Source organism: Pseudomonas cichorii, assembly GCF_019719005.1.
GTDB classification, from domain to species: domain Bacteria; phylum Pseudomonadota; class Gammaproteobacteria; order Pseudomonadales; family Pseudomonadaceae; genus Aquipseudomonas; species Aquipseudomonas cichorii_E.
This window is the reverse complement of record NZ_JAIGPJ010000010.1, coordinates 39,214-59,564: the sequence shown is the minus strand read 5'-3', so window position 1 is coordinate 59,564 and position 20,351 is coordinate 39,214. Positions and strand designations below refer to the sequence as shown.

Annotated in this window: 18 protein-coding genes and 1 pseudogene; 13 read left to right on the top strand and 6 right to left on the bottom strand. The window is 57.6% G+C overall.

Annotated features, from left to right (window positions below; translation table 11 throughout):
* Nucleotides 1-80: 80 nt before the first annotated feature.
* The gene (locus tag K5D32_RS25940; RefSeq protein WP_260407337.1) at nt 81-1,718 is read right to left on the bottom strand and encodes a hypothetical protein; all 1,638 of its coding nucleotides are present in this window, start codon (nt 1,716-1,718) and stop codon (nt 81-83) included.
* 263 nt (nt 1,719-1,981) lie between these two features.
* Here K5D32_RS25940 and K5D32_RS10145 point away from each other — a divergent pair, with 263 nt between their 5' ends.
* The 3 genes from K5D32_RS10145 to K5D32_RS10135 all read left to right on the top strand — a co-directional run bounded on the left by K5D32_RS10145 (nt 1,982) and on the right by K5D32_RS10135 (nt 5,753).
* Complete coding sequence (locus K5D32_RS10145) at nt 1,982-3,040, top strand: PA0069 family radical SAM protein (protein ID WP_221575341.1); 1,059 nt, start codon at nt 1,982-1,984, stop codon at nt 3,038-3,040.
* 191 nt (nt 3,041-3,231) lie between these two features.
* A complete protein-coding gene (locus K5D32_RS10140; RefSeq protein WP_025257831.1) occupies nt 3,232-3,963 on the top strand; it encodes a carbonic anhydrase in 732 nt (243 codons plus the stop codon).
* 257 nt (nt 3,964-4,220) lie between these two features.
* On the top strand, nt 4,221-5,753 hold the full coding sequence (locus tag K5D32_RS10135) for a SulP family inorganic anion transporter (protein ID WP_221592962.1): 1,533 nt from the start codon (nt 4,221-4,223) through the stop codon (nt 5,751-5,753).
* Nucleotides 5,754-5,848: 95 nt separating this feature from the next.
* Here the strand turns inward: K5D32_RS10135 and K5D32_RS10130 are convergent, their stop codons facing one another.
* The gene (locus K5D32_RS10130) at nt 5,849-6,499 is read right to left on the bottom strand and encodes a hypothetical protein (RefSeq protein ID WP_221575339.1); all 651 of its coding nucleotides are present in this window, start codon (nt 6,497-6,499) and stop codon (nt 5,849-5,851) included.
* A 357-nt stretch (nt 6,500-6,856) separates the two neighbouring features.
* Between K5D32_RS10130 and coxB the strand changes: the two genes are divergently transcribed.
* From coxB to K5D32_RS10110, 4 genes are read left to right on the top strand one after another with little or no spacing between them, the layout of a single operon-like run.
* Nucleotides 6,857-7,981 carry a cytochrome c oxidase subunit II gene (gene coxB, locus K5D32_RS10125; protein ID WP_221575338.1) on the top strand — a complete coding sequence of 375 codons (1,125 nt, stop codon included), beginning with the start codon at nt 6,857-6,859 and terminating at the stop codon, nt 7,979-7,981.
* Between the two features lie 19 nt (nt 7,982-8,000).
* Complete coding sequence (gene ctaD / locus K5D32_RS10120) at nt 8,001-9,584, top strand: cytochrome c oxidase subunit I (protein WP_221600147.1); 1,584 nt, start codon at nt 8,001-8,003, stop codon at nt 9,582-9,584.
* Nucleotides 9,585-9,592: 8 nt separating this feature from the next.
* Nucleotides 9,593-10,150 carry a cytochrome c oxidase assembly protein gene (locus K5D32_RS10115; protein ID WP_221575336.1) on the top strand — a complete coding sequence of 186 codons (558 nt, stop codon included), beginning with the start codon at nt 9,593-9,595 and terminating at the stop codon, nt 10,148-10,150.
* Between the two features lie 13 nt (nt 10,151-10,163).
* Nucleotides 10,164-11,054 carry a cytochrome c oxidase subunit 3 gene (locus K5D32_RS10110; protein WP_221600146.1) on the top strand — a complete coding sequence of 297 codons (891 nt, stop codon included), beginning with the start codon at nt 10,164-10,166 and terminating at the stop codon, nt 11,052-11,054.
* Between the two features lie 5 nt (nt 11,055-11,059).
* Here K5D32_RS10110 and K5D32_RS10105 read toward each other — a convergent pair whose 3' ends face one another.
* Entirely contained in the window at nt 11,060-11,263 is a 204-nt protein-coding gene (locus K5D32_RS10105; RefSeq protein ID WP_025257824.1) for a twin transmembrane helix small protein, read from the bottom strand.
* 74 nt (nt 11,264-11,337) lie between these two features.
* On the opposite strand from K5D32_RS10105, the gene K5D32_RS10100 reads away from it, so the two are divergent.
* From K5D32_RS10100 to K5D32_RS10080, 5 genes are read left to right on the top strand one after another with little or no spacing between them, the layout of a single operon-like run.
* The gene (locus tag K5D32_RS10100; RefSeq protein ID WP_221600144.1) at nt 11,338-12,072 is read left to right on the top strand and encodes an SURF1 family protein; all 735 of its coding nucleotides are present in this window, start codon (nt 11,338-11,340) and stop codon (nt 12,070-12,072) included.
* Complete coding sequence (locus tag K5D32_RS10095) at nt 12,050-12,619, top strand: hypothetical protein (RefSeq protein ID WP_221600142.1); 570 nt, start codon at nt 12,050-12,052, stop codon at nt 12,617-12,619. The genes K5D32_RS10100 and K5D32_RS10095 overlap by 23 nt, the downstream gene beginning before the upstream one ends.
* A gap of 12 nt (nt 12,620-12,631) precedes the next feature.
* Nucleotides 12,632-13,699 carry a heme A synthase gene (locus K5D32_RS10090; RefSeq protein ID WP_221600139.1) on the top strand — a complete coding sequence of 356 codons (1,068 nt, stop codon included), beginning with the start codon at nt 12,632-12,634 and terminating at the stop codon, nt 13,697-13,699.
* Nucleotides 13,696-14,589 carry a heme o synthase gene (cyoE, locus tag K5D32_RS10085; RefSeq protein ID WP_221600137.1) on the top strand — a complete coding sequence of 298 codons (894 nt, stop codon included), beginning with the start codon at nt 13,696-13,698 and terminating at the stop codon, nt 14,587-14,589. Before K5D32_RS10090 ends, cyoE begins: the two co-directional genes overlap by 4 nt.
* Complete coding sequence (locus tag K5D32_RS10080) at nt 14,586-15,218, top strand: SCO family protein (protein ID WP_221600135.1); 633 nt, start codon at nt 14,586-14,588, stop codon at nt 15,216-15,218. The genes cyoE and K5D32_RS10080 overlap by 4 nt, the downstream gene beginning before the upstream one ends.
* 152 nt (nt 15,219-15,370) lie before the next feature.
* On the opposite strand, the gene K5D32_RS10075 is transcribed toward K5D32_RS10080, so the two are convergent.
* The 3 genes from K5D32_RS10075 to K5D32_RS10065 are packed head-to-tail and all read right to left on the bottom strand — an operon-like array spanning nt 15,371 to nt 17,880.
* The gene (locus K5D32_RS10075) at nt 15,371-16,144 is read right to left on the bottom strand and encodes a MetQ/NlpA family ABC transporter substrate-binding protein (protein ID WP_221600133.1); all 774 of its coding nucleotides are present in this window, start codon (nt 16,142-16,144) and stop codon (nt 15,371-15,373) included.
* A gap of 54 nt (nt 16,145-16,198) precedes the next feature.
* Nucleotides 16,199-16,873, bottom strand: coding sequence for a methionine ABC transporter permease (locus K5D32_RS10070; RefSeq protein WP_221575327.1), 675 nt, complete (start codon nt 16,871-16,873; stop codon nt 16,199-16,201).
* The gene (locus K5D32_RS10065) at nt 16,873-17,880 is read right to left on the bottom strand and encodes a methionine ABC transporter ATP-binding protein (RefSeq protein ID WP_025257816.1); all 1,008 of its coding nucleotides are present in this window, start codon (nt 17,878-17,880) and stop codon (nt 16,873-16,875) included. The genes K5D32_RS10070 and K5D32_RS10065 overlap by 1 nt, the downstream gene beginning before the upstream one ends.
* 311 nt (nt 17,881-18,191) lie before the next feature.
* Between K5D32_RS10065 and katE the strand changes: the two are divergent.
* A pseudogene (gene katE / locus K5D32_RS10060) lies at nt 18,192-20,333 on the top strand (catalase HPII); the annotation flags it as partial.
* Nucleotides 20,334-20,351: the final 18 nt, after the last annotated feature.

The following is a 20,351-nucleotide window of genomic DNA, read 5'->3' as shown; positions in this document are numbered from 1 at the left end:
CTCTTTCAAGATCTCCAGGCAACTTACACAGCATAGGCTCAGGAAATGAATACCCTGCCGAGCCTTAAGAACTCTTCGCCTTATTGTTTACCATTGAAATAACCAAAGGAGATTTTCCCATCAATCGATTTGCTGGCTTCAACCTTCACATCACTGTTTTCATAAGAAGAATTGAAGCTCCGAATAGTGACAGGCCATTTAATATCGCGTTTGATGGTAACGAGCGTTCGGCCCTGAGAGAAATCTCCATAAGGATGACCGACCAGAGAAAAAGACGTACCCGCTTTAGCCTTCAGGATTCGGGCAGAGCGAAATTCATCATTTGAGCAACCAAAGCTGTTATTTTTCATCTTGACGTTATGCACACGATTGAAGGGAACCGTGCAGTCGAGATTTTTTTCCAGGTTATTTCCTTCATAAAATGCAATGGCCGCATCAGAGAAGTCGCCCGGTGTTCGACTTACTTCAATACGGGAAATACTTCCATTCAAACCGTTATTGCGAACATGAATGATTTGATAGTCGGCGTTATTGCGATTCTGTTCAAAGCCTGGAACCACGACATGCTCTTTTTTTCCAATGTCTCGCTTCACGTCAATAATGGCGTAATCATCTTCGCGGCTGCCACCGCCATTATCGAATACCGTGATTCGGGTCCCCTTGGTGACGCCCGATAGCGACAAGGATTGAGCCTCATCGTTTTCACAGCCTTGAGTCGGCAGAAGAAGAGTTCGGTTGCCGCTTGGAATGGCGCAGACCGTGTCTCTTTTCCTGTCGGCATCAGAGCCTTCCCACAAATAAATGCCGCCCTGGCTCAAGGTGCGCGCATAGGCAAAGGCGTCGCCGTTGCGGTAATTATTGATGCCGATGAAATTCGGCTCATTCCCGCAATTGGTCGCACGCCGCATCAGGTAGGTCAGGTTATTGTCGTACTTGGCAGAATCAGGAATGGTTGAGGTGACGGTGTGAAACTGGTTCATCAGAAACAGTCGATTCCACTGCTTGCCTGTAGAACTGGCGACTTTTTGGGTACTCAGAGGGACGTCGGTCCAGCGTGTGGGGCAGGAAAAATTGTGGGCCGCAAAAATATTGGAAGCCGCGGCCCCCAAGGTGTCCCACTTGTTCTGCGTCAACCAGTCCTTATCGAACAGGACGGTAATGGTCTTGCTCCCTACCCGATACTGACCACTGACTTCACGCTTATCGGTCATCATGATAAGGCGGTTATTTTTCTGGGCCATTGCTGCCAGGGTTGGCCAACCCGAGTTATCGAAATTCGCCGGGTTGAACGAGAAGTCTGCAAGCTCGGGTATTGCATTGAAGACTTCCTGCATATCGTCGCGGCTGACATAAGTCTCGAAAAATATAGTCACTACTTCTGACGTGTTGTTCTTCAGAAACGGAATGAATTCGTTCTTCAACTGATTGCCCAGCGGGCCGTAGCAGGCAATGGTTTTATGACAGACCTTGATACGATTGAAGCCTGATTTGTTATCCGTATAGAGATCCAGCATAAAGCCACGGACACCGTCATTCAGTTGCCTGGGCAGCTCAGCCAGATTCTGATTGATCTTCTCGTAGGAGTTATGGGTTGTAACCCAGTGATACTGGTCAAAGGGCTTGCTTGTATCCGCGAAGTTGTAGGCGTGTGCCGCTGTCAACGTCAGGGACAGGAGCGAGGCACCAGCCAGTGCGTTAAATGCATGTTTTGTGTTCAAGATTGAAATCCTTTTCAATAATTGCCAGGCCTGTAACAGGGCCTACCCAAGTACTCATCCATGAGTGCTGTCGAAACAATTAATAGAGTAAGAAGGTAGTCAATGGAACCGGCTTATTGTTACAACGCTTTAATAAACGTTAGAAAGTACATCCCTCACAAGAAAGAGCCGGAGCGCACCACCGGTCAGACAGGCCGTAATTTTTCCTGGCAGGGGTGAATTTTGATGTACTGTATGCATGAACAGTATTCGAGTCATTCCTCATGGTCAGCACACCTCCGATCCGCGGCCGTGGCACTGCCACCAACCCGCACAACCGCTTTGCGCCCAGCCGGTCCGTCGCCGAGGACGATGGCTGGTATCAGGAGGTTCCGCTGACTCAGGGCACGCAGATCATCCCTGAAACGGCCAAGAGCATCATCACCCGCAACACTTCGCCGGACATTCCCTTCGATCGCTCCATCAATCCTTATCGCGGCTGCGAACATGGCTGTATCTATTGTTTCGCACGTCCCAGCCATGCCTATTGGGACATGTCACCGGGGCTGGATTTCGAGACAAAGCTGATCGTCAAGACCAACGCGGCGGCCCTGCTGGAGCAGCAGCTTTCCAAACCTGGTTACCGTTGTGCGCCGATCACTCTGGGGGCCAATACCGACCCGTATCAGCCTATCGAGCGCGAACACCGGATCACCCGCGCGACCCTTGAGGTTTTGCTGCGCTATCGTCATCCCGTGTCCATCATCACCAAAGGCTCGCTGATTCTGCGCGACCTCGATCTGCTGGCCGAAATGGCAAAGCTGAATCTGGTGTCAGTATTCATCAGCCTGACCACGCTGGATGACGAACTCAAATGCATTCTTGAGCCCAGGGCTGCTGCACCCAAGGCTCGTTTGCGAGCCATTCGGGTATTGCGCCAGGCGGGCGTGCCGGTAGGTGTGTTGTGCGCGCCGATGATTCCCATGATCAACGACAGCGAGCTTGAAGCCCTGCTTTCCGAAGCGAAGGCAGCCGGGGCACAGAGCGCAAGCTACGTGATGCTGCGCCTGCCCCTGGAGGTGGCGCCGCTGTTCGACGAGTGGCTCAGAACACATTATCCGCAACGTGCGGAACATGTTATGAGTCTGATACGTCAAAGCCGTGGCGGTGAGGTCTATGACAGCGAGTTCGGCTCGCGAATGCGGGGCGAAGGGCCTTTTGCCGATCTCCTGGCAAGGCGTTACGCGATAGCGACCGCTCGTTTAGGCCTCAATCGTCGTGAGAGTTTTCATCTGGACTGCAACGCTTTTTGCCCACCGGGAGGGCAGATGTCACTCCTTTAAATGCAGGAAATGGCGTTCTAGAGCTGTCGCATTCAGTTTCACTTAAGCTTGAGTCGCTAATCTGTAAATCGGAGTGATGCCCGCGATAGCGTTCAATGGACTTGTTCGCTATGCCAGACAAAAGGGCTCAGGTCCGATTACGGTTAGAGAAAGCATGAATAATCCACATCAATCCGTCAGGGGATGAAGACATGAGAGACATGGATAAACAGCAGTCGGCTACCTCAGCCAGTGAGCAACCTGCATTGAATAGTGCTGAGGTAGCGCTGCAGCAAATCGTGAGTGGCTTCGTACACTTTCGTCATGAGGTCTTCCCACAGCAGGAAGAATTGTTCAAGAAACTGGCCACGGCACAATCGCCTCGCGCCATGTTCATCACCTGCGCAGACTCGCGCATCGTGCCTGAACTCATTACCCAGAGCTCTCCAGGCGATCTTTTCGTCACCCGTAACGTCGGTAACGTCGTTCCGCCTTATGGCCAGATGAACGGCGGTGTTTCAACAGCCCTCGAGTACGCGGTTTCAGCTCTGGGCGTGCAACACATCATCATCTGCGGGCACTCCGATTGCGGCGCAATGCGTGCCGTACTCAACCCACAGAGCCTCGATAAAATGCCTACGGTCAAAGCCTGGCTGCGTCATGCAGAGGTTGCCCGTACGGTTGTCGAGAACAATTGCAGTTGCGGCAGCGAAAAAGAAACCATGCACGTCCTGACTCAGGAAAACGTGATCGCTCAGCTTCAGCACCTGCGTACCCACCCTTCGGTTGCATCCAAACTGGCCAACGGTCAGTTGTTCATCCACGGTTGGGTCTACAACATCGAAACCAGTGAAATTCTGGCTTACGACGCGGACCGGGATGCATTCCTGCCACTCGATGGCGAGGGTCCGACACCCATGGCTACCCCGAAGCCACGCTTCTAGTCGCGTGATTTGATTCACGACTGGCGGTAAACCCCCTCTTTGAGCCTATGGCGGTTGCGCAGGATGCGCGCCGCCAGGCTTTGTTACGTCTCAGACCGTGTGAAAACGTAGCGAGCGAAGGTCAGGCAAGGCGAAAACAGGCGAGGAAGCGGAGTTTACGTGTTGTAAATGAGCATTCCGAGCCTGTTTTCAACGCAGCATGACCGAGCGCAGCAGTTTTCACACAATCTGATCTGAAGAGATCCCGGAGAAGCATCATGGGTACTACAGAACTGAAATCCGTCTTACCACGGGAGCTCCTCGCTTCCGTGGTGGTGTTCCTGGTTGCCCTGCCGCTGTGCATGGGGATTGCAATTGCTTCAGGCATGCCTCCGGCCAAGGGATTGATTACTGGCATCATCGGTGGTCTGGTGGTCGGCTGGATCGCGGGGTCGCCCTTGCAGGTCAGTGGCCCTGCCGCAGGTCTGGCCGTATTGGTATTCGAGTTGGTACGTGAGCATGGAATGGCCATGCTTGGTCCGATTCTTCTGCTGGCCGGCCTGCTTCAACTGCTGGCCGGACGCTTCAAGCTCGGTTGCTGGTTCCGGGTCACGGCACCGGCTGTGGTGTACGGCATGCTGGCCGGTATCGGCGTGCTGATCGTCCTTTCACAAGTGCATGTAATGTTCGATAGCGGCCCGAAACCGTCCGGGCTGGATAATCTGGTGGCATTCCCTGCAACGCTGGTCCAGGCCATCGGACCGGGCTCGTCCATGCAGGCAGGCCTGCTGGGTCTGGGAACCATGCTGGTGATGTGGTCCTGGGATAAAATCCGCCCGCAGTCGCTGCGTTTCATTCCGGGAGCACTGCTGGGTGTCGGTCTTGCAACAGGCATCAGCCTCCTCATGGCACTGGAGGTCAAGCGCGTAGAGGTTCCTGACAATCTGGCAGATGCCATCGACTGGCTGCGTCCTGCGGATCTCATCAACCTCACTGACCCGGCGATCCTCATTGCCGCCGTCGCCCTGGCCTTCATCGCCAGTGCCGAAACGCTGCTCTCGGCCGCTGCCGTAGACCGCATGCACAGCGGCACACGCTCTGACTTCGACAAGGAATTGAGCGCACAAGGCGTGGGTAACATGCTGTGTGGTCTGGTGGGTGCCCTGCCCATGACCGGCGTTATCGTTCGCAGCTCGGCAAACGTTCAGGCAGGTGCCACGACCCGATTCTCGGCGATTTTCCACGGCCTGTGGCTGCTGGCTTTCGTACTGATTCTGTCGAGCGTGCTGCAAAGCATTCCGGTAGCGAGTCTGGCAGGTGTGCTGGTGTACACGGGCCTCAAGCTGGTGGATCTGAAAGCCTTTCGTGGTCTGGGCCGTTATGGACGCATGCCGATGTTCATCTACGCAGCCACGGCTTCGTCGATCATCTTCACTGACCTGCTGACCGGTGTACTGGTTGGTTTCGGTCTGACTCTGGTCAAGCTGGCACTCAAGGCTTCGCGCCTGAAGATCAGCCTGGTTCAACTGGAGGCCGAGGGTGAAATGGAATTGCGTCTGGTGGGTGCGGCGACTTTCCTCAAGGTTCCGGCACTGACCAAAGTACTGGGCAGTATTCCTCAAGGCAGCACCGTGCATGTGCCGCTGAACAACCTGACCTATATCGATCACTCTTGCCTGGAGTTGCTGGAAGAGTGGGGGCGCGCCAATGCTGCTCATGGGACGAAACTGCGTATCGAGGCGCGGGGCCTGAAGCGTCGCCTGGAAGGGCGGGTGTATACGACAACCGGTATCGGAGCTGCTGCCAGGTAGCTTGCGTCAGCGGTGGGCGGCTTCGCGAAACAGCGGAGCGCCTGCCGACTAATCCTCTTTTGCCCGTAAAGGCATTACGATCAAGACCGATAGCATCAGGCCTGGGGACGATCAAGCTCCAGGCCGATGCCCAATTGGCGTGACAGGCATGGCCAGCGTTTCCAGGCTGCTTCTGTGTCAGCGCTGCCAAGGCGATCCCGATAGGTCTCGACCGACTCCAACGCGAAACTCTCTTCATTCAGCAGTTGGTCAACGGCATGATGCACGGCTTCATCGAGCTGGTTGGCAAACTCTTCGCCGATCAACTGATGGGCAATCACGCTGGCAACGACCGTATTCGACGGAATCAGCGGCTGGCCGAAATGCTTGATGTAGAGGTCATTCACCTCTTCCACCAGACGATGCGCCAGGTACGCTTCATCCAGCAGGCTGTCGAGTCCTTCATGGCCGTCCATGATGGCTGGCGGGGTCGTGAAAAAGTGTTCGGCAATATTAAGGACGGGCTTGATCTGTCCTTCGATACCGGCCTGGACTGCAACCTCATGAGCGGCGTCCAGCAGGTCCGGTACCAGCTCGATATAGGCAGACACGAAGCGTGTCAGAACACCTTTTGCGTCGACATCCGGAAGATCGATAGCGGGATGCAGGTGAGGTAATTGGGTTTCCAGCTGTTTTAGCAATTGGCCTGTTTCGGCTTCGTGTTGATGTGCACGCTGAATCTGCTCGCGCAATGCGGCGGTGTTCATGAAGGCTCCTGAGGGCTTAAAACCAGGTAGTTATTAGGGGAAGTCATACGTTAGCCTGATTGGCTGAATCCCTAAGACGCATTTTTCATAACTAAGTAACATTTATGTGTATTAGTTATTAAAAGACTTTTTTCAGAGCTTTATCTTACGATCTTAATAAAACGTCATACATCTATATGGATGGATCGTCTATCGCGTTGCGCACTCTCAAGCTGTGTCTATACTCGGCTGTGAGAGAAGTTGGCTGAAGGCCGCAACGCTGTAGACCCGGTGCCCGGGCATGATGTCAGTGAATTCGCAAGCCACTCCTTGGCCGCAGACAACGTCTGCCGGATAACAAGCTGGGGGGACCCCGCGATGAAGCGACGTCCATACGTTTGGATGGGGCTTGTGCCGTGGCAACTATTTGGCCAGGCACAAGCTGCCTGGACAACGAATATGTCGCCTGGCGCTTCCGTCGTCAGCAATGCGGTATTCGATCTGCACATGACCATCTTCTGGATCTGTGTGGTGATCGGCATCGTGGTGTTCGCCGCCATGTTCTGGTCGATGCTCATGCATCGCCGCTCACTTGGGCAGAAGGCCGCCCATTTCCACGAAAACACCACCGTCGAGATTCTCTGGACCCTCGTTCCCTTCCTGATTCTGGTCGCCATGGCGATCCCGGCGACCCGCACCCTGATCAGCATGTATGACGCCACCGAATCGGATGTGGATATCCAGATCACCGGCTATCAATGGAAGTGGCATTACAAGTACCTGGGACAGGATGTGGAGTTCTTCAGCAACCTGGCGACCCCCACCGGCCAGATCCAGAACCGCGACACCAAGGGCGAACATTACCTGCTGGAAGTCGATCAGCCGCTGGTTCTGCCGGTTGGCGAGAAGATCCGCTTTCTGGTGACGGGTGCCGACGTGATCCACTCCTGGTGGGTGCCGGCTTTCGCGGTCAAGCGTGATGCCATTCCGGGGTTCGTCAATGAAGCCTGGACCCGCATCGAAAAACCCGGCATCTACCGCGGCCAATGCACCGAACTGTGCGGCAAGGACCACGCCTTCATGCCCATCGTGGTAGAAGCCAAGTCCACGGCGGATTATCAGGCCTGGCTGGCCGAGCGCAAGGAAGAAGGCGCCCGGCTCAAGGAACTGACCGACAAGAACTGGACCCGGGAAGAACTCATCGCCCACGGCGACAAGGTCTATCACACCGTCTGTGCCGCCTGTCACCAGCCTGAAGGGCAGGGCATGCCGCCATTGTTCCCGGCGCTCAAGGGTTCTCCGATCGCCACCGGCCCCCTCGAAGGGCATCTGAACATCGTGTTCAACGGCAAGCCCGGAACCTCCATGGCCGCCTTCGGCAAACAGCTTTCAGAAGTGGATATCGCAGCGGTCGTGACCTACGAGCGCAATGCGTGGGGTAACGACAAGGGCGACATGCTGAGTCCCAAGGATGTGCTGGCCCTCAAGCAGTCACAGCAATGAGCGCGCAGGAGACTGAAACATGAGTGCAGTAATCGATGACCATGGCCATGACCACGCGCATGGTCCCGCCAAAGGCCTGATGCGCTGGGTGCTGACCACCAACCACAAGGACATCGGCACGATGTACCTGTGGTTCAGTTTCACCATGTTCCTGCTGGGCGGCTCGTTCGCCATGGTGATTCGCGCCGAACTGTTCCAGCCGGGCCTGCAGATCGTCGAGCCGGCCTTTTTCAATCAGATGACCACCATGCATGGCCTGATCATGGTCTTCGGGGCCGTGATGCCGGCCTTTGTCGGCCTGGCCAACTGGATGATTCCGCTGATGATCGGCGCGCCGGACATGGCCTTGCCGCGCCTGAACAACTTCAGCTTCTGGCTGCTGCCTGCTGCCTTCCTGCTCCTGGTTTCAACACTCTTTCATCCGGGCGGCGGCCCCAACTTTGGCTGGACGTTCTACGCGCCTCTTTCGACGACATATGCACCCGAAAGCGTGACTTTTTTCATTCTTGCCATTCATATGATGGGCATCAGCTCAATCATGGGCGCCATCAATGTGGTCGCCACCATACTCAATCTGCGGGCACCGGGCATGACCCTGATGAAGATGCCACTGTTCGTCTGGACCTGGCTGATCACCGCGTTTCTGCTGATCGCGGTCATGCCGGTGCTGGCCGGCTGCGTGACCATGATGCTGATGGATATCCATTTCGGGACCAGCTTCTTCAATGCTGCAGGCGGCGGTGATCCGTTGCTGTTCCAGCATGTGTTCTGGTTTTTCGGTCATCCCGAGGTGTACATCATGATCCTGCCGGCCTTCGGGGCGGTCAGCTCGATCATTCCCGCGTTCTCGTGCAAGCCGTTATTCGGCTATACCTCAATGGTCTACGCCGTGGCGAGCATCGCCTTTCTGTCGTTCATCGTGTGGGCGCACCACATGTTCGTGGTGGGCATTCCTCTGGTGGGCGAACTGTTCTTCATGTACGCAACGATGCTTATCGCCGTACCGACGGGGGTCAAGGTGTTCAACTGGGTCAGTACCATGTGGCAGGGTTCGTTGACGTTCGAGACGCCCATGCTGTTCGCCGTGGCGTTCGTGATCCTGTTTTCCATTGGCGGGTTTTCGGGGTTGATGCTGTCCATCGCGCCAGCCGACTTCCAGTATCAGGACACTTACTTCGTGGTCGCGCACTTCCACTATGTACTGGTGCCGGGCGCAATCTTCGGCATTTTTGCCTCGGCCTATTACTGGCTGCCCAAGTGGACCGGGCACATGTATGACGAAACCCTGGGCAAACTGCATTTCTGGCTCTCATTCATCGGCATGAACCTGGCGTTCTTCCCGATGCACTTTCTTGGCCTGGCGGGCATGCCGCGCCGCATCCCGGACTACAACCTGCAATTCGCGGACTTCAACATGGTGTCGTCCATCGGGGCTTTCACCTTTGGTGCGACACAACTGTTCTTCCTGTTCATCGTGATCAAGACCATTCGCGGCGGCCCGCCTGCGCCAGCCAAGCCCTGGGATGGCGCTGACGGGCTTGAGTGGACGCTGCCGTCGCCCGCGCCCTATCACACCTTCAGCACACCGCCCGAAGTGAAGTGAGTACCGACATGAGCAACGTGCATTCGATCAAAGGCCTCGTCGCTCGCTTGCTGCTGATAGTGGTGGTGATGTTTGCCTTTGGTTTCGCTCTGGTGCCCTTGTATGACGTGATGTGCAGGGCATTTGGCATCAATGGCAAGACCGGCGGCCAGTATCAAGGCTCACAAGTGATCGATCAGCAGCGGCTGGTGCGTGTGCAGTTCATCTCCACCAATGCGGTGGACATGGTCTGGGCGTTTCATCCCCGGACCGAAGAGATCGAGGTTCACCCAGGCTCGGTCAACGAAATGATTTTCGTGGCGCAGAACCCCACCGACAAAGCGATGACGGCCCAGGCCGTGCCCAGTATTTCCCCCGGTCAGGCAGCGGCCTATTTCCACAAGACCGAATGCTTCTGTTTCACCCAGCAGATGCTGCAACCGGGAGAACAGATCGAAATGCCGGTGCGTTTCATCGTTGACCGCGACCTGCCCAAAGACGTGAAACACCTGACCCTGGCTTACACGCTGTTCGATATCACTGCACGCCAGCCGCCCGTTCTGCCTGTCGTGAAAAACGGTGGCTGAAGGAGACGCTCAAATGGCTACGTCCCACGAGCATTACTACGTTCCGGCGCAAAGCAAATGGCCCATCATTGCCACGCTGGCCCTGCTGGTCACGATGTTCGGCCTGGGCACCTGGTTCAATGACCTGAAGGAAGGACGGCCGGAATCCAACGGGCCGCTGATCTTTTTCGTGGGCGGTCTGCTGGTGGCCTACATGATGGCTGGCTGGTTCGGTGCGGTCGTCAAGGAAGCACGGGCCGGGATGTACAGCGCGCAGATGGACCGCTCGTTTCGCTGGGGCATGGTCTGGTTCATCTTTTCCGAAGTGATGTTTTTCATGGCCTTTTTCGGCGTGCTGTTTTACGTGCGGGTCTGGACCGGACCGTGGCTGGGTGGCGAGGGCGCCAACGGGATCTCGAACATGCTGTGGCCGAACTTCCAGTTCCAGTGGCCGCTGCTGGAAAATCCGGACCCGAAACTGTTCCCGCCTCCCAAGGGCGTCATCGATCCTTGGCATTTGCCGCTGATCAATACCATTTTGCTGGTCAGCTCCAGCGTGACCATTACCTTTGCCCACCACGCCTTGAAAAAAGCCCGTCGCGGCGCGCTCAAAGGCTGGCTGGCCGTCACCGTGCTGCTGGGCTGCAGTTTTCTGGTCCTGCAGGCTGAAGAGTACGTCCATGCCTATCAAGAGCTTGGCCTGACCCTGGGCTCCGGGATCTATGGCGCGACCTTTTTCATGCTGACCGGGTTTCACGGCGCCCACGTCACCATTGGCACGATCATTCTGTTTGTGATGTTGATGCGGATTCTGCGCGGGCATTTCGATGCCGAGCATCAGTTTGGCTTCGAGGCCGCGAGCTGGTACTGGCACTTTGTAGATGTGGTGTGGGTTGGCCTGTTCACCTTTGTGTATGTCTTGTGAAGCCGTTACCAGTTCACATGTGAAACCAGCTGGCCGCTGTAGAACCCCCAGGTAATCAGCGCCAGGGTGAGGGCGGCGAGGATGACCCGCAGGGCCAGGACCTTGAGCAGCCGGGTCGACTGGTTGTCGTCCTTGATCAGAAAGAACAGGCCACTGAACAGGCAGGTGATGGTGGCCGCCAACATAAGAACAATCGCTGCTTTGAGCATGAGAAAACTCCAGGAGCAATCGCCATGATGCAATGGAGTATAGGCACGGCCCTGATGCCGGAACGGGCGACGGGATGAACCGCTTCATCCGGCGTTCGGGGCCTGTGCTGCTGATTCTGGCGGTGCTGCCGTTGCTGCTCATGCTCGGTTTCTGGCAATTGAACCGGGCCGAAGAGAAGCGCGTAATTCTCGCTCATCACGCCGAACGCCAGGCCGCCGAGCCCATCGATATCGCCCGACTGCTGGATGTCGAAGAGCCCGCCTACAGGCGCGTGCAGTTACATGGGCGGTTTGATGCGGCCCATAGCCTGCTGCTCGATAACAGCACCCGTGACGGCAAAGCCGGCGTCGAGTTGCTTCAGCCCTTTGAGGACCAGCCCAGCGGGCTATGGCTGTGGATAAATCGCGGTTGGCTGCCCTGGCCGGATCGACGTACGCCGCCGGTATTTATCACCCCGAACCAGCCGCTGGACCTGAACGCCTGGGTCTATGTTCCCCTTGGCGAGAGCTTTCACCTGCAAGCCGATGCGCTGAACGATTCGTGGCCGAAACTGGTGACCGCCGTCACGCCAGAAAAGCTCTGGGCAGCACTGGATCGCCAGGGCTATCCACACGAGCTGCGACTTGAGCCGGGCAGTGCCGCGTATCGCGTTGACTGGCCGGTGGTGGCCCTCGATCCGCAAAAACATGTGGGCTATGCCGTGCAGTGGTTCGCCCTGGCCACGGCACTGTTCGGTCTGGGTGTGTATTGGGGTTGGCGCAACAGAAACAGCCGGGAGAAGAATAATGAACACCGTCGGCGTATCTGAGTTTCGCAAGCGACGACAAGGGCGTCTGCAACTGCTGGTATTGGTGCTGATCGCTGTCGGGCCAATGATCCTGGCCACCTGCATGTACCGCTTCAACTTCTGGGTGCCGGACAGTCGCAGTTATCACGGCCAGTTGATCGGCAACGGCCAGAGCCGCGCCGATCTGGGAGTCCAGGCCAGTGAGCCGCGCTGGCAATTGCTGGTTAGTGCGCCGGGGCAGTGCAATGCCGACTGCCAGCAACTGGTGTATCTGGCGCGGCAGGTCCAGATCGGTCTGGGTCGCGATGCCACACGGGCCAGCCATGCCCTGGCCACAAATGCACTGCTCAGTGACGAATATGCCGAGACGCTTCGCCTGGACTATCCACAACTGCAGCGTTATCCGCTGGATGTTGTCCGCTACCGGAGGCTGGTGCCCGACGATACGCCGCAACTGTGGATCGTCGATCCACACGGCAACCTTGTGCTGCGCTATGACCCCAGGATCAAAGGCAAGGACTTGCTGATCGACCTGCGCCAACTCCTGAAACTGTCGAACATCGGATAAAGGGAGGTCGTCATGACCCGACCCGGATTTCGTATCGCCTTGCTTGCCACGCTGCTGGCGTTGTTCGTGGTGCTACTCGGTGCTTACACGCGACTGACCCATGCGGGCCTCGGTTGTCCTGACTGGCCGGGCTGTTACGGATTCATCGGCGTGCCCGCCACTGAGCGGCAACTGGCTCATGCGCAGCTGCACTTTCCAGGCGTTCCGGTGCATGCAGGAAAAGGCTGGAGCGAGATGACCCATCGCTATTTCGCGGGCGGGCTGACCCTGACGATTCTGTGGCTGGCCATAAAAGCCTGGCAGCGTCGCCATCTGGCCGGGCAACCGTTGAAACTGCCTTTGCTGCTGGTGGCAGTAGTCTTCGTTCAGGCGGCTTTCGGCATGTGGACCGTGACCCTCAAACTCTGGCCGCAAGTGGTCACGGCGCATCTGCTGGGAGGCGTGGCCACCTTGAGCCTGCTGTTTCTGCTGACCCTGCGCCTGAGTGGCGCCTTTGCGCCATTACCACACGTGCCCCAGCGCCTGAAACGCCTTGCGGCGCTCGGGCTGGCGCTGGTCACGCTACAGATCGCCCTGGGCGGTTGGGTCAGTGCCAATTATGCAGCACTGGCCTGCACCGACCTGCCCACCTGCCAAGGGCAATGGTGGCCGGAAACGGACTTCGCCAATGGTTTCCACCTGACCCAGCACATCGGCCCGGATTATCTGGGCGGCAAACTCGACAACGAAGCGCGCACTGCGATTCATCTGACCCATCGCCTCGGCGCACTGTTGGTTGCGGGCTCGCTGCTGACTCTGGCCTGGCAACTCAAACGCGCCGGGCTCAAGGTGCTGGCAACCCTGTTGGTGCTGGTCCTCGGGATACAGATCGGCCTGGGGTTCGGCAATGTGCTGCTGAGTCTGCACCTGCCTGTTGCGATAGCCCATAACGCGGGAGGCGTGGGTTTGATGCTGACCCTGACATTGATCAATTTTCGTACACGCACAGCCTTCAGCAGCAAACGCCGCCACCCTGATCGAGCAAACCTGGCGACCTCATGGGCCAATGTGCTGCCCGTGAAAAAGGACACCCTGCCATGAGCGTATTGAGTCAGGAGCGTCAGGCGCTATGGCGTGATTACCTGGAGCTGACCAAACCCAAAGTCGTGACGTTGATGCTGATGACTTCCCTGATCGGCATGTTGCTGTCCAGCCACAACAGCGTGCCATGGACGATTCTGCTGTTCGGCAATCTGGGCATAGGGCTGTGTGCGGGGAGTGCCGCCGTTATCAACCATGTGGTGGACCGGCATATCGATGCGCTGATGGCCCGCACGCATAAACGGCCGGTTGCCCAAGGGCGGATCGCACCGGAAAACGCCCTGATTCTGGCCTTGCTGCTGACGCTGATCGGGCAGTTTCTGCTACTGGTATTCACCAACCCGCTGACCGCCTGGCTGACCCTGGCGTCGCTGATGGGCTACGCCGTGATCTACACCGGTTTTCTGAAACGCGCCACACCGCAGAACATTGTCATCGGCGGGCTGGCCGGCGCTTCGCCGCCCTTGCTGGGCTGGGTCGCCGTGACCGGGCAGGTGAGTGCCGAGCCCCTGTTGCTGGTGCTGATCATCTTCGCCTGGACTCCGCCACATTTCTGGGCGCTGGCCATCCATCGCAAGGCCGAATATGCCAAGGCGAGTATCCCGATGCTGCCGATCACCCATGGCGAGCACTACACCAAAGTGCATATCGTGCTGTACACCTGCATCCTGTTCGCGGTCAGTCTGCTGCCTTATGCGATTCACATGAGCGGCCCGGCGTATCTGATTTGTGCATCACTGCTGGGTTTGCGCTTCCTGCACTGGAGCCGTGTGCTGTACCGTGGCACTCGACCACACGCGGCAATCGGCACCTTCAAGTACTCTGTCCATTACTTGTTCCTGCTGTTCATTGCCCTGCTCGCAGATCACTACTTACTGTTGAAACCATGACTCGAACCCAGAAAACCGTATTCATCCTTGTCGCCATCGTGGCCTTGATCCTGGGCCTGACCTTCAACCGTGTGCTGTCCGGCAAAGGAGCGGGCGATCAGACAGCCCTGATCGATGCGGGCATCATCCTGTTGCCGCAAAGCCGCAACCTGCCTGACCTGAAGATGATCGACCAGAACGGTGAGCCCGTTGTCATCAATCAGTTGAAGGACAAATGGACGGTGCTGTTCTTCGGTTACACCTTCTGCCCGGACATCTGCCCGACCACGCTGGCGCAGATCCGCCAGATCAAGAGCGAGCTACCCAAGGACGTGGTCGGCAACTTGCGCGTGGTGCTGATCAGCGTCGACCCGAATCGCGACACACCGCAGCAGCTCAAGCAATACCTGGGTTATTTCGACAAGGAGTTCGTCGGGCTGACCGCCTCGGTGGCAGATCTTCAGAAGCTGGCCAATGCGGTGAGTATTCCGTTCATCCCTGCCGATACCAGCAAGGCGAACTACACCGTAGACCACAGCGGGAACCTGGCATTGCTGGGGCCGGACGGCACGCAGCGCGGGTTCATTCGTGCACCGTTGAGCAGCCAGAAGCTGGTGGTGCAATTGCCAGGGTTGTTGCAGCGACACTAACCCCCACCCTTTGAGGTGGAATTTGTAGGAGCGCGCTTGCCCGCGACCGGCTGCGTAGCAGTCGTAGATTTTGCGAGCGCTTCGCACTCGGTCGCGGGCAAGCGCGCTCCTACCTGTTTGGGCAGCGGGTGATCTCCCACAGGATTCCGGTTTTAGAACGCCGGAACCACAGCGCCTTTGTACTTCTCGACCAGGAACGCTTTCACTTCAGGGGTGTTCAGCGCAGCAGCCAGTTTCTTGATGGCGTCCGAATCCTTGTTGTCCGGGCGGGCAACCAGAATGTTGGCGTAAGGCGATTCAGCACCTTCGATCACCAGCGCATCCTTGGTTGGATCGAGCTTGGCACCCAGCGCGTAGTTGGTGTTAATCAACGCCAGATCGACCTGGGTCAGCACGCGCGGCAGGGTTGCAGCTTCCAGCTCACGGAACTTCAGGTTCTTCGGGTTGCTCGCAACGTCTTTAGGCGTAGCCAGGATGCTGGTCGGGTCCTTGAGGGTGATCAGACCGGCCTTGGCCAGCAACAGGAAAGCACGGCCTTCGTTGGTGGCATCGTTTGGCAGCGCGACGGTTGCGCCGTTTGGCAGGTCTTCCAGTTTCTTGAACTTGTCCGAGTAAGCGCCGAACGGTTCTACGTGGACCTTGGCAACGGTAACCAGATTGGTGCCCTTGCCCTTGTTGAACTCATCCAGGTACGGCTGGTGCTGGAAGAAGTTGGCGTCCAGGCGCTTTTCGGCAACCTGTACGTTCGGCTGGATGTAGTCGGTGAAGACCTTGATTTTCAGGTCCACGCCTTCCTTGGCCAGTGTTGGCTTGATGAACTCCAGAATCTCGGCCTGCGGCACAGCGGTCGCGGCGATGCTCAGGGTTTCGTTGGCCTGCGCAGACAATGCTGTAACGGCGGCAAATACGGCCAATAGTTTTTTCATGCAACAGCTCCTTTTATGAGGCCCGCACCAAGCAGGCCCAACCAACAAATTCGGTTAACGATGGGTGAAGTGCGCGACCAGCTTGTCGCCAACGGTTTGCAGGATCTGCACCAGCACCAGCAGCAATACGACCGTCACGAACATCACGTCGTTCTGGAAGCGCTGATAACCATAGCGGATTGCCAGATCACCCAGCCCGCCAGCACCCACGGCACCGGCCATGGCCGTGAAGGACACCAGCGCAATGGCGGTCACGGTAATGGCGGCCAGAATGCCGGGACGAGCCTCGGGCAGCAGTGCCTTGAGGATGATCTGCCGGGTAGTGGCGCCCATGGCCTGGGTCGCTTCGATGATGCCTTTGTCCACTTCGCGCAGGGCAGTTTCCACCAGACGGGCGAAGAATGGCGTAGCACCAGCAATCAGCGGCGGCAGCGTGCCGAGAATACCCAGCGATGTGCCGGTGATGATTTCGGTCAGCGGCATCATCACGATCAGCAGGATGATGAAGGGCAGGGCGCGCAGCATGTTGACGATCAGCCCGACCGTCGCATACAGCTGCTTGTGCTCCAGCAACTGGCGCGGCGACGTCAGGAACATCAGCACGCCCAGAGGCAGGCCCAACAGGATGGTGAAGCCCAGCGAAACACTGAGCATGATCAGGGTGTCACCGCTGGCGACCCAGATTTCATACCAGTCGACGTTGGAAAACAGATTCAGGAAAGCGTCCATCAGCGCAGCACCTCCATATGAACGTCAGCGGCGGTGAAGCGGGCGAAGGCGGCTTCCATGTCGCCGCCAGTGATGGCCAGCGTCAGTTGCCCGTATGGTGTGTCCTTGATGCGGTCGATACGGCCCGCCAGGATGCTGTAGTCCACGCCGGTTTCCCGGGCGACGGTACCCAGCAATGGCGCGTAAGTGGCATCGCCCTGGAAGGTCAGGCGTACGATACGGCCCTGCACATGGGCAAAGTCGTCGCGCTGCTCGTTCTCGTCGACCTGCTCATCCTCCTGGACGAAGCGCTTGGTGGTCGGATGCTGCGGGTGCAGAAACACATCGGCCACATTGCCCTGCTCGACGATCACACCGGCGTCCATCACGGCCACCTGATCGCAGACACGGCGGATCACGTCCATTTCATGGGTGATGAGCACGATGGTCAGTTTCAGCTCGCGATTGATCTCGGCCAGCAACTGCAACACCGACGCAGTGGTCTGTGGGTCCAGAGCGCTGGTGGCTTCATCGCACAACAGGATCTTGGGCTTGGTCGCCAGGGCGCGGGCAATGCCGACGCGCTGCTTCTGGCCGCCGGAAAGTTGCGCCGGGTACTTGCGGGCATGGTCGGACAGACCGACACGCTCCAGCAGCTCGGCCACTCGCTGATCGATCTGGTCGCGGGACATATTGCCCGCCAGTGTCAGCGGCATGGCCACGTTGTCGGCAACGGTCTTGGAGGACAGCAGGTTGAAGTGCTGGAAAATCATCCCGACCTGCTGACGGAAACGCCGAAGGCCGTTGGCGTCCAGTGCCGTGACATCTTCGCCGTCGACCACTATCTGCCCGCCACTCGGGGTTTCAAGGCGGTTGATCAGGCGCAGCAAAGTACTTTTGCCAGCGCCGGAATGGCCGATCAGGCCGTATACCTGGCCGTCTTCGACACGCAGGCTGGTGGGATGCAAGGCCGGAATATCCTTGCCTGCAACCCGATAGGTTTTGTGGACGTTATGAAACTCGATCACGGAGCGAACCTTGTGGGGGCGCGTTAAAAAATCAGCGCAGTGACAAGACAGTCACTTGCTTCGTTACCTCGGCGGGGTAAGCCGGGCGCGCATTTTAGCCTGTCCGCAAAGCACTGCTTAGCATTTATTTGCCAGCACTCATGCTCAATTGGCATAACGCGACCGGTGGTTCCATTGACCGGAAAATTTACTGAACGGCACTTTGCCAGACAGGTCACTCCTTTAACACCGTGATTCCCGTGGCTTGCCAAGGGAACTGGATCAAAGAGCCCGACATGAAGTCAGGGCCAGGGAATGAGGAGACGCACCCGATGTCTAGCCCGAAAAAGCCGCCTGTAAGTAATACACCCAAAAGCGAACTGGCAGGAACCGACACCCTTGATCGAGGCAACACCAACGAGAAACTGGAAAGCCTCGAACCGTTCCGCTCCGATGCCACGAAGCAGGCGCTACGCACCAATCAGGGCGTCAGGATCGCCGATAACCAGAACACGCTGAAAACCGGCAGCCGGGGTCCTTCGCTGCTGGAAGACTTCATCATGCGCGAGAAAATCACCCACTTTGACCATGAGCGTATTCCGGAACGGATCGTTCATGCGCGGGGTACTGCGGCGCATGGTTATTTCCAGAGCTATGACGATCACGCCACCTTGAGCAAGGCCGGCTTCCTTCGCGATCCGGGGAAGAAAACCCCGGTATTCGTGCGTTTCTCTACCGTGCAAGGGCCACGGGGATCGGGCGATACGGTACGGGATGTACGCGGCTTTGCGGTCAAGTTCTACACCGATGAAGGCAATTTCGACCTGGTTGGCAACAACATGCCGGTGTTTTTCATTCAGGATGCCATCAAGTTTCCGGACTTCGTGCATGCCGTGAAGCCAGAACCTCATAACGAGATTCCAACCGGCGGTTCGGCGCACGACACCTTCTGGGATTTCGTATCGCTGGTGCCGGAGTCGGCGCACATGGTGCTGTGGACCATGTCCGACCGCGCCATTCCGAAAAGCCTGCGCACCATGCAGGGCTTCGGCGTTCACACCTTTCGCCTGATCAATACCGAAGGCAAATCGACCTTCGTGAAGTTTCACTGGAAACCCAAGTACGGCGTTTGCTCGCTGGTCTGGGATGAAGCCCAGAAGCTGGCCGGCAAGGACACCGACTTCCATCGCCGGGACCTGTGGGAATCCATTGAGACGGGCGACTACCCCGAGTGGGAGCTGGGCGTACAGATCGTGGCCGAAGAAGATGAACACGCCTTCGACTTCGACCTGCTGGACCCTACCAAAATCATTCCCGAAGAACTGGTGCCAGTGACCCCCTTGGGCAAGATGGTGCTCAACCGCAACCCGGACAACTTCTTTGCCGAGACCGAGCAGGTTGCCTTCTGCCCCGGTCATATCGTGCCCGGCATCGACTTCTCCAATGACCCGCTGCTGCAAGGCCGGCTGTTCTCCTACACCGACACCCAGATCAGCCGCCTGGGCGGGCCGAACTTCCACGAGATCCCGATCAACCGGCCGGTCGCGCCCAACCACAACGGGCAGCGCGATGCGCAACATCGCACGACGATCCACAAGGGCCGTACGTCCTACGAGCCGAACTCCATTGATGGTGGCTGGCCAAAGGAAACCCCTGTCGCAGCAGAGGACGGTGGTTTCGAGTCGTACCCGGAACGCATCGATGCGCACAAGATACGTGAGCGCAGCGAGTCCTTTGGCGATCACTTCTCCCAGGCCACGCTGTTCTTCCAGAGCATGAGCAAGCACGAGAAAGAACACATCATCTCGGCTTACAGTTTCGAACTGGGCAAGGTGGAACGTGAATATATCCGGGCACGCACAGTGAACGAGATTCTGGCCAACATCGATCTGGAGCTGGCGGGTCGCGTTGCGCAGAACCTCGGCCTGCCTGCGCCAAAAGCCGGAACCGTGGCAGCCAGAGCTTCGTCTATCAAGCAGTCTCCAGCACTGAGCCAGGCCAACCTGCTGTCGGGCGACATCGCTTCACGCAAGGTCGCCATTCTGGTAGCCAATGGCGTGGACGCAAAAGCCGTCGAGGCCTTGAAAGCGGCTCTGCAGGCCGAAGGCGCCCACGGCAAAGTGCTGGGGCCGACATCTGCTCCCGTAGTGACTGCCGATGGCAAGAGCCTGCCGGTGGATGCGTCGATGGAAGGCCTGCCGTCAGTGGCGTTCGATGCGGTATTCATCCCCGGCGGCAAGGACTCGATAAAAGCCTTGAGCACTGACGGGGTTGCCTTGCATTTCGTGCTGGAAGCCTACAAACACCTCAAGGCCATCGCGCTGGCCAGTGATGCCAAGGCGCTGCTGGATCTGCTGCATCTGGATCAGGATGCCGGATTGCTGGTTGTGGCTGGCAGCTCATACGATGCGTTCTTCAAGGCAATCGCCCAGCATCGGGTAGGGGAGGAAGACCCAAAAGCCAAGGCTTGCCCGCCCTGGTTGGGATTGGGG

Excerpts from the sequence above, each read along its gene's own strand:
- K5D32_RS10090 (WP_221600139.1), top strand. The coding sequence starts at position 12,632 with ATGACCCGACCCGGATTTCGTATCGCCTTGCTTGCCACGCTGCTGGCG.
- cyoE (WP_221600137.1), top strand. The coding sequence starts at position 13,696 with ATGAGCGTATTGAGTCAGGAGCGTCAGGCGCTATGGCGTGATTACCTG.
- K5D32_RS10135 (WP_221592962.1), top strand. The coding sequence starts at position 4,221 with ATGGGTACTACAGAACTGAAATCCGTCTTACCACGGGAGCTCCTCGCT.
- K5D32_RS10145 (WP_221575341.1), top strand. The coding sequence starts at position 1,982 with ATGGTCAGCACACCTCCGATCCGCGGCCGTGGCACTGCCACCAACCCG.
- K5D32_RS10130 (WP_221575339.1), bottom strand. The coding sequence starts at position 6,499 with ATGAACACCGCCGCATTGCGCGAGCAGATTCAGCGTGCACATCAACAC.
- K5D32_RS10105 (WP_025257824.1), bottom strand. The coding sequence starts at position 11,263 with ATGCTCAAAGCAGCGATTGTTCTTATGTTGGCGGCCACCATCACCTGC.
- K5D32_RS10110 (WP_221600146.1), top strand. The coding sequence starts at position 10,164 with ATGGCTACGTCCCACGAGCATTACTACGTTCCGGCGCAAAGCAAATGG.
- K5D32_RS10140 (WP_025257831.1), top strand. The coding sequence starts at position 3,232 with ATGAGAGACATGGATAAACAGCAGTCGGCTACCTCAGCCAGTGAGCAA.
- K5D32_RS10115 (WP_221575336.1), top strand. The coding sequence starts at position 9,593 with ATGAGCAACGTGCATTCGATCAAAGGCCTCGTCGCTCGCTTGCTGCTG.
- K5D32_RS10100 (WP_221600144.1), top strand. The coding sequence starts at position 11,338 with ATGAACCGCTTCATCCGGCGTTCGGGGCCTGTGCTGCTGATTCTGGCG.
- K5D32_RS10080 (WP_221600135.1), top strand. The coding sequence starts at position 14,586 with ATGACTCGAACCCAGAAAACCGTATTCATCCTTGTCGCCATCGTGGCC.
- K5D32_RS10095 (WP_221600142.1), top strand. The coding sequence starts at position 12,050 with ATGAACACCGTCGGCGTATCTGAGTTTCGCAAGCGACGACAAGGGCGT.
- K5D32_RS10075 (WP_221600133.1), bottom strand. The coding sequence starts at position 16,144 with ATGAAAAAACTATTGGCCGTATTTGCCGCCGTTACAGCATTGTCTGCG.
- ctaD (WP_221600147.1), top strand. The coding sequence starts at position 8,001 with ATGAGTGCAGTAATCGATGACCATGGCCATGACCACGCGCATGGTCCC.
- coxB (WP_221575338.1), top strand. The coding sequence starts at position 6,857 with ATGAAGCGACGTCCATACGTTTGGATGGGGCTTGTGCCGTGGCAACTA.
- K5D32_RS10070 (WP_221575327.1), bottom strand. The coding sequence starts at position 16,873 with ATGGACGCTTTCCTGAATCTGTTTTCCAACGTCGACTGGTATGAAATC.